Source organism: Coprococcus sp. HCN-4056, from assembly GCF_037892645.1.
Lineage (GTDB): Bacteria > Bacillota > Clostridia > Lachnospirales > Lachnospiraceae > Coprococcus > Coprococcus ammoniilyticus.
The window spans coordinates 548588-562738 of record NZ_JBBKBL010000002.1 but is presented as its reverse complement, the minus strand read 5'-3'; the positions used below and the strand labels follow the sequence as shown (position 1 = coordinate 562738).

At 40.1% G+C, this 14151-nt stretch carries 13 protein-coding genes; 9 read left to right on the top strand and 4 right to left on the bottom strand.

Annotation, left to right across the window (positions count from 1 at the left end; all coding sequences use genetic code 11):
* Positions 1–436: 436 nt before the first annotated feature.
* From proA to WKT03_RS05180, 4 genes are read left to right on the top strand one after another with little or no spacing between them, the layout of a single operon-like run.
* On the top strand, positions 437–1711 hold the full coding sequence (gene proA / locus WKT03_RS05195) for a glutamate-5-semialdehyde dehydrogenase (RefSeq protein WP_340391062.1): 1275 nt from the start codon (positions 437–439) through the stop codon (positions 1709–1711).
* A gap of 38 nt (positions 1712–1749) precedes the next feature.
* On the top strand, positions 1750–3618 hold the full coding sequence (iorA, locus tag WKT03_RS05190; RefSeq protein ID WP_117784994.1) for an indolepyruvate ferredoxin oxidoreductase subunit alpha: 1869 nt from the start codon (positions 1750–1752) through the stop codon (positions 3616–3618).
* Positions 3618–4190 (top strand): indolepyruvate oxidoreductase subunit beta, encoded by a 573-nt coding sequence (locus WKT03_RS05185; protein WP_117784993.1) that lies wholly within the window; start codon positions 3618–3620, stop codon positions 4188–4190. The genes iorA and WKT03_RS05185 overlap by 1 nt, the downstream gene beginning before the upstream one ends.
* A gap of 37 nt (positions 4191–4227) precedes the next feature.
* Entirely contained in the window at positions 4228–5463 is a 1236-nt protein-coding gene (locus WKT03_RS05180; RefSeq protein WP_117784992.1) for a phenylacetate--CoA ligase family protein, read from the top strand.
* Positions 5464–5522: 59 nt separating this feature from the next.
* Here WKT03_RS05180 and WKT03_RS05175 read toward each other — a convergent pair whose 3' ends face one another.
* Together WKT03_RS05175 and WKT03_RS05170 are read right to left on the bottom strand one after the other, a co-directional pair.
* The gene (locus WKT03_RS05175) at positions 5523–6119 is read right to left on the bottom strand and encodes a cytidylate kinase-like family protein (protein WP_008401539.1); all 597 of its coding nucleotides are present in this window, start codon (positions 6117–6119) and stop codon (positions 5523–5525) included.
* Between the two features lie 33 nt (positions 6120–6152).
* Positions 6153–7514 (bottom strand): SLC13 family permease, encoded by a 1362-nt coding sequence (locus WKT03_RS05170; protein WP_173789263.1) that lies wholly within the window; start codon positions 7512–7514, stop codon positions 6153–6155.
* Positions 7515–7847: 333 nt separating this feature from the next.
* On the opposite strand from WKT03_RS05170, the gene tgt reads away from it, so the two are divergent.
* Positions 7848–8981, top strand: a complete 1134-nt coding sequence (tgt, locus tag WKT03_RS05165; protein WP_008401543.1) for a tRNA guanosine(34) transglycosylase Tgt — start codon at positions 7848–7850, stop codon at positions 8979–8981.
* Positions 8982–8993: 12 nt separating this feature from the next.
* On the top strand, positions 8994–9353 hold the full coding sequence (yajC, locus tag WKT03_RS05160) for a preprotein translocase subunit YajC (RefSeq protein ID WP_118483809.1): 360 nt from the start codon (positions 8994–8996) through the stop codon (positions 9351–9353).
* Positions 9354–9440: 87 nt separating this feature from the next.
* Here yajC and WKT03_RS05155 read toward each other — a convergent pair whose 3' ends face one another.
* The gene (locus WKT03_RS05155; RefSeq protein ID WP_340391061.1) at positions 9441–10313 is read right to left on the bottom strand and encodes a PHP domain-containing protein; all 873 of its coding nucleotides are present in this window, start codon (positions 10311–10313) and stop codon (positions 9441–9443) included.
* Positions 10314–10564: 251 nt separating this feature from the next.
* Between WKT03_RS05155 and WKT03_RS05150 the strand changes: the two genes are divergently transcribed.
* Complete coding sequence (locus WKT03_RS05150; protein WP_008401546.1) at positions 10565–11272, top strand: iron-sulfur cluster assembly scaffold protein; 708 nt, start codon at positions 10565–10567, stop codon at positions 11270–11272.
* A gap of 20 nt (positions 11273–11292) precedes the next feature.
* Complete coding sequence (locus WKT03_RS05145) at positions 11293–12303, top strand: GGGtGRT protein (protein ID WP_008401547.1); 1011 nt, start codon at positions 11293–11295, stop codon at positions 12301–12303.
* Positions 12304–12424: 121 nt separating this feature from the next.
* On the opposite strand, the gene WKT03_RS05140 is transcribed toward WKT03_RS05145, so the two are convergent.
* The gene (locus WKT03_RS05140) at positions 12425–13660 is read right to left on the bottom strand and encodes a tyrosine-type recombinase/integrase (protein ID WP_340391060.1); all 1236 of its coding nucleotides are present in this window, start codon (positions 13658–13660) and stop codon (positions 12425–12427) included.
* Between the two features lie 128 nt (positions 13661–13788).
* Between WKT03_RS05140 and WKT03_RS05135 the strand changes: the two genes are divergently transcribed.
* The gene (locus WKT03_RS05135) at positions 13789–14106 is read left to right on the top strand and encodes a DUF6431 domain-containing protein (RefSeq protein WP_340391059.1); all 318 of its coding nucleotides are present in this window, start codon (positions 13789–13791) and stop codon (positions 14104–14106) included.
* Positions 14107–14151: the final 45 nt, after the last annotated feature.

Genomic DNA, 14151 nt, shown 5'->3' with positions numbered 1-14151 from the left:
GAAAGAGATTGGAGAGAATGAAGTCGCAAGACTTTCTGTATGAAATTCTGAAGGTACATGAAATAGTTAAAAAAAGAAAGCGTCAAAAAACGCTTTCTTTTTTTGTGTATAAATATTAATTTGAAATATGAAATAATCATTCTGTACCTCATAAAAGATTGTAAAATATAAAAATTAAAAAGCAACGGCATGTTATTCTTAGATAGCCGGATATTGAAGGCTGTTATGGTATTTAAAAACTAATATAATGGTAAAAGATTGTGTATTTTTATTGCAATTACATACATAAATCTATAAAATAGATATGGTGAATCATACATAAACAGTGCGAAAAAGGGTATATATCTGATATATTATATCAGATAAACAAGAACAATAATTACAGATGTATTGTAATAGAAAGGAACGATAATAGCAGGCAGCTATTGAAAAAGGTATGGGAATAAAAGAAGAAACAATAAAAATGAAAGCGGCAGCACCTTATCTGGCAGCTTCTTCGGTAGAACAGAGAAATAAAGCACTTCTACTGGTTGCAGAGAATTTAAGGGCAAATGCGGCAAAGATTTTTGAAGAGAATAAACGAGATCTGGCAGCGGCAGAAGAAGATCATATTGCACAGGCAGTGAAGAAACGCTTGAAGTTTGATGAGGGAAAACTAAGAGATGTTATAAAAGGAATTGAGCAGTTAGTTGCTCTGCCTGATCCATTAGGAAAGGTGACATTAAAACGCCAGTTGGATGAGGGATTAGTTCTGAATCGTGTCAGCTGTCCGATTGGTGTTATCGGAGTTATTTTTGAAGCAAGACCGGACGCACTTGTTCAGATATCATCTCTTTGTATTAAGAGTGGAAATTGTGCGATACTAAAGGGTGGTAGGGAGACAACATATACCAATCGTATCCTGTTTCAGATTATACATGATAGTATAATAGATGCAGGGTTGCCGGCAGATTGTATGCTTCAGGCAGAGCAGCACAGTGAGATTGATGAACTTCTGTCGTGTCATGAGACGGTTGACCTTCTGATACCGAGAGGATCGAACAGTTTCGTTCAGTATATTATGAATCATACAAAGATTCCTGTTATGGGACATGCAGATGGAATCTGTCATATTTATGTAGATAGAGATTATGATCCAAATAAAGCGATTCCAATTATTATCGATGCAAAGACCCAGTATACAGCAGCATGTAATGCAGTGGAAACTTTGTTGATCCATAGAGATATAGCAGGAAAATTTCTTCCGGTTCTTGCAAAAGCATTAAAGGAAAATGGAATTACGCTTCGTGGAACAAAGGAAGTAACAGATCTGATTGGCGGAGAGACAATCGGTGAACAGGAGTTCAAAGAATATCTGGATCTGATTGTTTCTGTTAAGATTGTAGATACGGTAAATGATGCGATCGCACATATCAATAAATACGGTTCCCATCATACAGACAGTATCATTACCGAAAATGCGGAAACTGCAGAATTATTTATGCAGATGGTAGATTCTGCCGGAGTTTATCAGAATTGTTCAACTAGGTTTGCGGATGGTTTCCGTTATGGTTTTGGTGCAGAGGTTGGAATCAGTACAGGAAAGATCCACGCAAGAGGTCCGGTTGGTCTGGAAGGGCTTGTTACTTATAAATACAAGCTGTTTGGATGTGGACAGATTGTAGATGATTATGCAACAGGAAAGAAAGAATTTCATTTTAAAGATTTATAATAAAAATCATTCACAAGATTATTACAGGAGTTAGAAAGATGCATAAGGAATTTCGAATGGGAAATGAAGCAATTGCGCTTGGGGCAATTGCTGCCGGGGTAAATTTGATTTCCGGATATCCGGGAACGCCATCGACAGAGGTACTTGAGACGGTTGCAAAGAACAGAACAAATGACTGTTATGTAGAATGGTCGGTTAACGAGAAGGTTGCCATGGAGGTAGCAGCCGGTGCTGCTTATTCAGGAGCGAGAGTTATGGTAACAATGAAGCAGGTCGGATTAAATGTGGCATCTGATCCGTTGATGAGTCTGGAGTATGTGGGAGTAAAAGGCGGTATGGTGATTCTGGTTGCCGATGATCCGGGTCCAATCTCATCACAGACAGAACAGGATACGCGAACATTTGCAGCATTTTCAAAGGTTCCATGCTTTGATCCTACATCGGCACAGGAAGCTTATGAAATGGTACAGGAGGCCTTTGAGTACTCGGAAAAATATAAAACACCGGTATTTTTAAGACCGACAACAAGAGTGTGTCATGGATATGCAACGATTGAAGTAAAGGATGCAGCAGAATACAAAAAGAATGAATCGGAGGGATTTGTGAAAGATTCCAAACGGTGGGTTATTTTCCCGAAGCTGTCCTTTCAGGCACATCGTAATATTGAAAAGCGAAATGTCGAGCTGGGGGATGCCTTTTCTGAATATGGCAGAAATGTTGTGAGCAGGAAGATAGAGACAAGATTTGGTATTGCAACCGGTGGAATCAATTATACATATACAATGGAAGCCCTGGGAGACGATGCAGAAAAAATAGCGATATTTAAAGTAGCGACCCCGTTTCCGTTCCCGGAACGAAAAGCAGTTGAATATCTGGAACAGTTAGATGCAGTTTTATGTGTGGAAGAATTAGATCCGGTGATCGAACGTGCGCTTACCTATATAGCGGGCAAATATCATCTCCCGGTAAAGATCTATGGTAAGCTGACCGGTCATGTAGCAGCCTCAGGTGAGAACACGATTGACAGTGTAAAGGACAGTATCACACAGTTCTTATTGGATCAGGGTATTGCAGCAGACCGGTACAAGGCGCTTACCGCAGGTGAAAAGAACAATCAGTCGGAAGAGTTGGCAGAGATGCCGGAGCTTCCGGTACGTCCACCTGTATTATGTGCAGGTTGTCCTCATCGTGCTTCCTTTTATGATGTAAAATGCGCTATGAAGGGAAAGAAGACAATCTTTTGTGGAGATATCGGATGTTATACACTTGGAAATGCCATGCCGCTTGATATGGTTGACACTTGTCTGTGTATGGGTGCAGGGCTTGGAATTGCGCAGGGTGTTTATCATACAGAACCGGATACGACATGTTTTGCATTTGTTGGAGATTCTACATTCTTCGCGTCAGCAATTCCCGGTGTCGTAAATGCGGTTTATAATCAGGCAGATATGACATTGATCGTTCTTGATAATTCCACGACGGCTATGACAGGACACCAGCCACATCCTGGAACCGGACATACGATGATGGGAGATATTGTAAATAAGATTGATATTGTTGGTATCTTAAAGGGAATTGGTCTTAAGACAGTAGAGACGATCAATCCATTTGAGCATGAAGCAGCGGTACAGACAGTTGCGCGTGTTGCAGCAGAACCGGGTGTGAAGGCAATTATTTTCAAATCTCCATGTATAGCCATTACGAAGTCGTCCAGATGTATGCATATAGATACAGATGCATGTATAGGTTGCCAGAAATGTATCAGAGAGATCGGTTGTCCGGCACTTTACACATTTGAAGGCAAGGTTTGTATCGATGAAAGTCTCTGTACAGGGTGTACTTTGTGCAGTCAACTCTGCCCGGTACATGCAATCGGGGACGGACAAGAAGAAAGGGGGCAGGCATAATGAATAAGAATATTATTCTGTGTGGTGTCGGTGGACAGGGAACGGTGCTTGCATCCAAGCTGATCGCAGCCGCAGCTATGGAGAAAGGAATCCCGGTTATGAGTGCGGAAACGATCGGTATGGCACAGCGCGGAGGAAGCGTATTCAGCCACGTAAGAATGGGTGAAAATCTGTATTCACCAATGATAGCAAAAGGAACAGCAGATATGATCCTGGGATTTGAACCGGGAGAAACGGTGCGGATGCTTCCTTATCTGAAAAAAAACGGAGCAGTAGTTGTCAGCAATCGTGCGGTTATGCCGGTTACAGCATCGCTGGCGAAGACCGGTTATAACGGAGCAGCTATGATCGAATATCTGAAGACACAGGTAGATCAGGTTTTGGTGATCGATACAGATCAGGCATGTGAAACTCTTGGGTCTGCAAAGGTGTTAAATGTCTTGATGCTGGGAGCCGCAATCTCGACCGGTATGCTTGGACTTGAAAAAGAAGATATCAAACAGGCTTTGATAAAAAGATTGCCGGAAAAATTACATGAGCTGAATTTCAGAGCACTTGATTATATACAATAAAAATATTTTATAAAATAGAAAGTTTGGAGGATAAATAATGGAGATTTCAGAGTTACAGATCAGTCAGGTCAATAAACAGATCGAAGCATTGATTAAGGCTGAAAGTTTTTATGGAAAGAAGCTGGAGGAAGCAGGAATCACAAGAATTTCGACACCAGAGGATTTTAAGAAGCTTCCATTTTCAGAAAAAAAAGACCTGAGAGATGCATATCCACTTGGTTTAATGACAGCACCGGAAAGTGAGATCGTTCGTATCCATTCATCATCAGGAACAACAGGACTTCCGGTTATTATTCCATACACAGCAAAGGATGTAGATGACTGGGCAATCATGTTCAAGCGTTGTTATGAGCTTGCAGGTATCACGAATATGGATCGTATTCAGATCACACCGGGATATGGACTCTGGACGGCAGGAATCGGCTTCCAGAATGGAGCAGAGAAGTTGGGTGCTATGGTCATACCTATGGGACCGGGAAATACGGATAAACAGCTTCAGATGATGCAGGACATGAAATCTACTGTCCTTTGTTCGACGTCTTCCTATGCACTTCTTCTTGCAGAGGAGATCGAGAAACGTGGTATCAAAGATAAGATTTGCCTGAAGAAGGGTGTGATCGGTTCTGAACGCTGGGGCGAAAAGATGAGAAAACGTATCTCAGAGGAACTGGGAATTGAATTATATGACATCTATGGTTTGACAGAGATCTATGGACCGGGTATCGGAATCAGCTGTAAATATGACAACGGTATGCATTACTGGGATGATTATATCTATATCGAGATTCTTGATCCTGTAACCTTAGAGCCGGTTCCGGATGGCGAAATGGGTGAGATTGTTATAACAACGCTTGTAAAAGAGGGTGCACCTCTGATTCGTTATCGTACACATGATCTTTCAAGAATTATTCCGGGAGAGTGCCCATGTGGATGCAAGCATCCAAGGTTAGGTGTGATTATGGGAAGAACGGATGATATGATGAAAATCAAGGGTGTAAATGTATTCCCAAGCCAGATTGAAGAAGTATTGAAGGAATTCCCTGAATTATCAAGTGAATATCAGATTCGCATCTCCCATCTGGATGGAAAAGATACAATGAGAATCTATGTAGAGACGGATGGAAGCGTAGATTTCGTAGAGTTATCTAAGCGTATTGCAGAGAGAGTAAAGAGTCGGATTGGATTTACCCCACTTGTTAAGGTTGTAGAGATTGGGGTGCTTCCAAGAAGTGAAAAGAAAACAAAACGTGTAATTGACGAGAGATATGAATAAAGCAGAAAGCCGGATATGATATTTCATACCCGGCTTTGTTTTTGTCAGTAAATTAGGAATTACAGATCAAATTTTGTTTTTACAAAATCTTCAATGATATCGGCGGTCTTTTTGAAGCCCAGGACGGTTGAATTGATCGTCATATCATAGTTCTTACTGTTGCCCCATTCCATATCAGTGTGATCCTTGTAATATGTTTTTCTGTTACGGTCATGACGTTTGATCGTAGCTTCAGCATCACGTTGGGATAACTGCTTGGTTTCCATAGTACGCTGTAACTTTGCTTCGTTATCAGCAACAATAAAGAATGAAGCTACACAATCCATATCCTTTAATACATAGTCGGCACATCTGCCAACAATTACAAAGGATTCTCCGGATGCTGCCTTTTCTTTTATAAAATCGAACTGAAGACCGGCAAGAATCTCTTCCGGAGAATTGCTGTATCCCTGAACGGTACGAGAGAACAGATATTTTCTAGGTGACTCATCATAGTCTTTAATATTATCTGTATCAAAATTATTCTGTTTTGCAACTTCTTCAATTAGATTACGATTGTAATATGGGACATTAAAACGTTTTGCAATGTCCTGAGCAATTACATGTCCGCCACTTCCATATTCACGACCGATTGTGATAATAACCTGTTTGTCCATATTTTATAACCTCCCTAAAAATATGTAAGTTTTTTAGAAGACGCTGTTATATCGAATAAATACACCGAGTGTACAAATGATCATAACAAGAATAGTAGCAGGAGCCATCTTCTTACAATATTCGCCCCATCCGACTGGATGACCTGCTTTAGCAGCTACTGAAGTACCAACAACATTTGCGGAAGCACCGATAGGTGTTGCATTTCCACCAATATCTGTACCAATGGCTAATGAATAGGCAAGGACGGCAAGAACCCCACCATTACCTGCTGCAAGTTCTTTGATAACAGGAACCATAGTAGCAGCAAATGGAACATTATCGATAAAGGCACTGCAGATAGCTGAGAGCCAGATGATAATAGCAACCATGATATACATATTTCCACCGCTGACGTTTTTGATGAATTTTGCAATGACTTCCAGAATACCGGTCTGCTCCAAACCACCAACGACAACAAATAAACCAATAAAGAATAAGAGTGTCTTGTAATCAATCTTCTTTAAAAGTTCCAGTCCATGTCTGCCGGAACAGATCAGTGTGATTATAGCTATTATAACACCAATCGCAGCAACTGTCAGCCCTGTCTGTGTCTGTGTAAGAAGCAGAACAACAGAAAGCAGGAAAATAACACAGCTGAAGATAAATCCGGATTTGTCTGTAATTGCTTCTGAAGGACTTGGTATTGTTGAGGTATCAACCCCACCTTCATTTTGCTTTAATTCCTTACGAAAAGCAAGATAAAAATAGACAATCATAATTACCAGTGAAATAAGAACAAATACACCTGTATTTGTCAGGAAATCAAAGAATGAAAATCCAAGTGAGGTACCGATGATGATGTTTGGTGGATCACCACAGACGGTAGCAGTTCCACCGAGGTTGGAGCAGAAGACTTCTGCCAAGATCATTGGAACCGGATTGAATTTTAATAATTGTGAGAGTTCTACTGTTACAGCTGCAAGGAACAGAATAACCGTGATACTTGCAATGAACATAGAAAGAAATGCTGACAGGATCATAAAGGTGATTAGAATTGGAACAATTCTGTATCGTACAAGCTTTGCAATCAGCATGCAGAGCCATGTAAAGAAACCTGCACGTTTCATACCTTCAACCATGACCATCATACCGGCGATAAAAATAATGGTCGCCCAGCTGATACCGTTGGAATCTTCAGATGCTTGTCCAACTGTATGCCAGAAGCTGGTTGTAAAAATGCTTTTAACGTTTAACACTTCCATGATAGCCTGTCCACTGTGCAGACAGATACCAAGGACAAAGATGATGGTGAGTAATCCACAGCCCAGCGTTATAAGATAATGTTCGATCTTATCAAGAACGATCAGCACAAACATAGCCAGGAAGATGGTTACTGCTAAGATGGATGCTAACATGTTTCCTCCTTCTTGAGAGATACCTGAAAATCATATGGTAGTATCTCTTCTTATTTATAATATTTTTTTTCCGTTTATCATTATAGGAAGATTGCACAAAAAGTCAATATTTTTCGGTAAAGGTTCGGTAAAGGACGATGAAAATTGATAAAAAACAAGTAAATATGACTAAAAATAGAGTGAGTAAATAATAAATAGTCATTATATTTGGTACAAATGTTACAATTTTCAACCGTATTATGGATAGGAACAAAATTAATAAGAAGAAACTGTTGCATTTCCGTTCAGACTGGGGCATTATAGAGAAAGAATATTAAAGGAGAATGAGTAATTATGTATAAAATTATTTGTAAAGATGGCAGAGCAAAAAGAGCTACCTTTACGACTGTTCATGGTACAGTGGAAACTCCTGTATTCATGAATGTGGGAACTGCTGCTGCGATCAAAGGTGCAGTTGCTACGACAGATCTGAAAGAAATCGGCTGTCAGATTGAATTATCAAACACCTATCATTTACATGTAAGACCGGGTGATGAGGTTGTGAAGAAAATGGGCGGTTTACATAAGTTTATGTATTGGGATCGTCCAATTCTTACGGATTCCGGCGGATTTCAGGTGTTCTCGCTTGCAGGACTTCGAAAGATTAAGGAAGAAGGCGTTACATTTAACTCGCATGTAGATGGACGCAAGATATTCATGGGACCGGAGGAAAGTATGCAGATCCAGTCTAATCTTGCATCTACGATCGCAATGGCGTTTGACGAGTGTGCACCTGCAAAGGCGGAACGTTCTTATGTGGAGAATTCGGTTGCCAGAACCTATCGTTGGCTGGAGCGCTGTAAGGCAGAGATGACACGTTTAAACAGCCTGCCGGATACGATCAATAAGGAACAGATGCTATTCGGAATCAATCAGGGCGCAGTATATGAGGATATTCGTATTGACCATGCAAAAAGAATTGCAGAGCTGGATCTGCCGGGGTATGCTATTGGTGGATTGGCTGTTGGAGAGACAGCGGAGGAAATGTATCATATTCTGGATGTAACCGTGCCATATCTTCCTGAGAATAAGCCGGTTTATCTGATGGGTGTCGGAACGCCGATCAATATACTCGAAGCAGTTGACCGTGGTGTGGATTTCTTTGACTGTGTATATCCATCCAGAAACGGACGACATGCACATGTATACACAAAACATGGAAAACTGAATCTGAAGAATGCAAAATATGAGACAGATGACAGACCGATTGAAGAAGGCTGCGGATGTCCGGCATGTCAGCATTACAGCAGAGGTTATATCAGACATCTGTTAAAGGCAAATGAAATGCTTGGTATGAGATTTTGCGTCTTGCATAATTTGTATTTTTATAATAATATGATGAAAGAGATTAGACAGGCTATCGAAGAAGGCTCATATGCATCGTATAAAAAGTCTATGATAGAGAGTTTAACATCAAATGAAGTTTAGAAGGAGAATATTATGAACACATTAGGAATGGTTTTAAGCAGTAGTACAGCATCGGGTTCAGGTTCAGGCAGCACAATGTTTATCGTTGTATATATCCTGATCTTTGCTGCAATTATCTACTTCATGATGATCCGTCCACAGAAGAAGCAGAAGGCTAAGACAGAGGAAATGCATAACCAGATGGAACCGGGTGACAATATTATGACAACCAGTGGTTTCTATGGCACAATCCTTGATATTGTAGATGACACAACTATCATTGTTGAGTTTGGTAATAACAAGAACTGTCGTATTCCAATGCATAAGAATGCAGTTGCTGAGCTTGAAAAGAAGAATGCAGCAGTAGTGGAAGAAGATAAGGAAAAGAAATAAAGAATATCTTTTTAATAAGAAGATGTCAGAACAGAAAAATCTCCATGTTCAGTAGAAAATCTGAATATGGAGATTTTTTTCTGTTCTTCAAAAAAGATGCGCTTTAATATTGTCCAGAATTCCTGTGGTGATCCGCATACCGCCGCGACCGGTTCCGAGAGAGATGTCCGGTTTGATCACACCGTGGAAATCCGTACCGCCGGAGACAAACAAGTCATGTCTGTCTGCAATCGCCCGGAGCTTTCCGCTCTCATAGGAATTATTAGAAGAATGATAAGCTTCTAAGCCCTTTAACCCAAGTGGTTTCAGATAGTCCAGTAATTCCTCAATCTGGTTATAACCAAGCTTATAGAGTAATGGATGTGCGAGAACTGCACATTTGCCATATTGGTTGATGATCGAGAGAGCACGTTCACATGTGACCTCCGGTTTCGGAAGATAGTATCTGCATTTTTCGCCAAGGTATTTTTTAAATGCCTGATCCTTGTTCTTGACAATGCCGTCCTCAATCAGAACTCTTGCAAAATGTGCACGGGTAATGACTGTATCCGGATTTCCCTCTTGAAGTTTTTCAATGGTCATATCGATGCCGTCACGCTGAAACAGCTTGCACATTTCCACATTTCGATTAAAACGTGCATCTTTTAAAGCGTTCAATTCAGCAAGAAGTCCGGGATTGGTATAGTCCATATAGAAGCCCAGAATATGGATCTCACGTGAACCATAGTTGCACGAAAGTTCGATACCGGGAATCAATTCCATAGGAAGAGGATCCTGTGTATCCGGGGCCGGCTGATGATTTTCCATGAACCGGATTGCTTCCGGGACTCCATCAACCGTATCGTGGTCGGTGATCGCCAGAGCGGCAAGTCCCTTATCAAGAGCCATCTGGCACACTTCAGATGGAGTAAAAGAACCATCCGAAGCAGTTGTATGGACATGTAGATCTATAAAACGCATATGTATTCCTCTTTTCTTTATACAATGTAGGATTGGTTTACCGAAATCTAAAAAGATAAAAGCAAACCAAAATAATTATAATATGAATCTAAAAACATGGCAAATTTTTAGACAAACTTATTGATATTTTTTATTAATTGGTATAGACTTAATTGACGGTTTATGAGAAAATATGTCTGATGGTTACGAAAAAAGAATAGATATTCATAACCGCTTTAAGCAGATTTTCATATTTCGAAAGGAGATTCACAATGATTTATTCACAGGAAGTTGAAAACATGTGCCCAGTTGGACAGGGCGTACATCATGGATGTGCTCCAATTCCAGAAGAAGCAAAATGGGTACAGGCAAAAGAAGTAAAGGATATTTCAGGCTTTACACATGGTATTGGCTGGTGTGCACCACAGCAGGGTGCCTGCAAGCTGACATTAAATGTTAAGGAAGGAATTATTCAGGAAGCATTAGTTGAGACAGTTGGATGTTCAGGTATGACTCATTCAGCAGCTATGGCAGCAGAGATCCTTCCGGGACTTACAGTTATGGAAGCTCTTAACACAGACCTTGTTTGTGATGCTATCAACACAGCTATGAGAGAGTTATTCTTACAGATCGTATACGGTCGTTCACAGAGTGCATTCTCAGAGGATGGACTTGCTATCGGTGCTGGTCTTGAAGATCTTGGTAAGGGACTTCGTTCACAGGTTGGTACTATGTACGGTACATTAAAGAAGGGTCCTAGATACCTTGAGATGGCTGAAGGATATGTAAATGCTATCGCTCTTGATGAAGAAGGTATGATCATTGGATATAAATTCGTTAACCTTGGTAAGATGACTGATTTCATTAAGAAGGGTGATGACCCTAACACAGCTTATGAGAAGTCATGTGGACAGTATGGACGTGTTGCAGATGCAGTTAAACTCATCGACCCACGTACAGACAAAGAGATTGAGAAATAATAGAAGGAGGTAACGATATAATGGCATTATTTGAATCATATGAAAGAAGAATCAAACAGATTAATGAAGTATTAAACAGCTACGGTATCTCCTCAATCGAAGAGGCAGAGAAGATCACAAAGGATGCTGGTTTAGACGTATACAATCAGGTAAAGAGCATTCAGCCTATTTGTTTTGAGAATGCATGCTGGGCATACACAGTAGGTGCAGCAATCGCAATCAAGAAGAACTGCAGAAAGGCTTCAGAAGCTGCAGCAGCAATCGGTGAAGGCCTTCAGTCATTCTGTATTCCAGGTTCAGTTGCTGATACACGTAAGGTTGGTCTTGGACATGGTAACCTTGGTAAGATGTTACTGGAAGAAGAGACAAAGTGCTTCTGTTTCTTAGCAGGACATGAGTCATTCGCAGCAGCAGAAGGTGCGATCGGTATCGCAGAGAAAGCTAACAAAGTTCGTAAAGAGCCACTTCGTGTTATCTTAAACGGTCTTGGTAAGGATGCTGCTCAGATTATTTCAAGAATTAACGGTTTCACATTTGTTGAGACTGAGTATGATCCATATACAAACACAGTTAAAGAAGTATTCAGAAAGTCTTACTCAGAAGGACTTCGTGCAAAGGTTAACTGCTATGGTGCAAACTCTGTACCAGAAGGTGTTGCTATCATGCACAAAGAGGGTGTTGATGTATCTATCACCGGTAACTCAACAAACCCAACTCGTTTCCAGCATCCGGTAGCTGGTACTTACAAGAAGGAATGTAACGAGTTAGGAAAGAAGTACTTCTCAGTTGCTTCAGGTGGTGGTACAGGTCGTACACTTCACCCAGATAACATGGCAGCAGGTCCTGCTTCCTACGGTATGACAGATACACTTGGACGTATGCACAGTGACGCTCAGTTCGCTGGTTCATCATCCGTACCTGCTCATGTAGAAATGATGGGTCTGATCGGTGCTGGTAACAACCCTATGGTTGGTATGACAGTTGCTGTAGCTGTTTCTGTAGAGGAAGCAGCAAAGGCTGGTAAGTTCTAAAAAAACTAGGAAATAAGCCAAATTTCAGAGTGTGGTGTAGTGGTAAAATGGAGTAAAAAGTGGGTCATTCCTACATTACTCCTACATTACTCCTACACCGTACTCCTACATCATAAACAGGCTATTTTATTTTTCTTATTTCAGTTTGTAACCATTCTGGCTTGCGTTTTGTGTAGATTGCTTCAGTTACATCTTTGATCTGATGACCTACCATGTATTTGACAGCATATTCGTCTACACCATAACGCTTAGCCATGGTTATAAATTGTACTCTTGGATCATGAGCTCGATGCTCTGGATTTAGCTCAAGAGCTTGGCATATATCATCAAATCTATGCCTATACTTATCGTAGGTCATTTTATATGAACTGCGATGTGTATGAGTATCCGTGCAATTAAATAAATAGTCGCTGCCTATTTCTTGAGCAAGAGTATAGTTTCTTTCTACAATGGCTTTTATTTTTGGATGAATAGGAACTAAGCGGTCAATCCCCGCCGGTGTCTTCATTCCGCCAGTAATAAATCCATTTTCTAAATCAACATTTTTTAATTCAAGCAACCCAATTTCTTGAGGTCTCCAACCGGAATAGCATTGGAATAACACAATATCTACATACTGCAAATCATCAACGTGATTCCATAATGTTTGAATTTCTTCATCAGTAAAATCGATGTGAGGTTTCTTTGCCTCTTCGGCTTCATTTACGACCTCATCGGATAACTTGAATGTTCTGGCATAATTCTTATCCACTAACTCAAATTCAAGAGCATAATCAAACATCAAATTAAACATGGACTTTATTTTTTCTTTCGTATTAGCTGAGGCATGCTTAACACCATTTTTATCAGTTACGGTGCCGTTATCCATACATCCCTTAATATGCCTGGCTCGAACGTCTTTAGCCCGCATATCGTAAATTGTAGAACAATATCGCCAAGCTGACGTAATGGTTCGGGTTCCTGATTTACTTTTTAATGTTTTAAAGTATGTGTCGATCCATTTTTCATATAGTTGCTTGACTGTTAAATCACGATCAAGATCATATGGATTTTTGTTGTATTCGATAAGCGCAGCATAAGCCTCGTTATATGTAGGAAAATAGGTTTGAGGTTTTAATGGACGTTGAATGCATCTACCTTGAGAATCTTTTCCAACAGTAACATATGCACGAAATGGATTGCGTAGGTTTTTGTTCTTCAATTCCGTTATCTGACCAAATCCATTTGGTAAGCGACGCCTTTTAGAGGCCACGTTAACTTTTCGAAGCTGCTTATGGTTAATCACAAAACCACAGTGAGGACATACAACTGCTTTATCGCTAACTTGTAGTTCGCATTCTGGACATTTTATTAACATGTTAGTTTCTCCTTTCTGAATAAAAATTTTAATGTATCATATACTACGGTGTAGAAGTTTGTCAACTCCTACATTTTTCTTTTGTGGGGTTTATATTTTCTAATCTAGGATAGAATTTCGGGGTGTATATGATACAGGGGTATAAATTAGAATGTCCTTATTGTGGAGGGGAGCTAAAGTACTACGATCAAGTGAATAGAATGGTCAAAATTGAAAATGGAAACGTGAAACGCATAAAAATGAAAAGATTTAAGTGTAAGAAATGTTTTAAAATTCATCGATTAATTCCGGAAGAAATCTTTCCGTTTAAGCAATACGATGCTGAAATTATACGCGGTGTACTTGACGGTACCATCACAAACGAAACGCTTGGTTTTGAAGATTATCCAAGTGAAACAACCATCAAAGAGTGGAAAAAAGAACACGATAAGGGTAAATTAGACTGATATTTCCAAAATTTACCACTCAAGTCCGTTTAACAAAATAGTAGT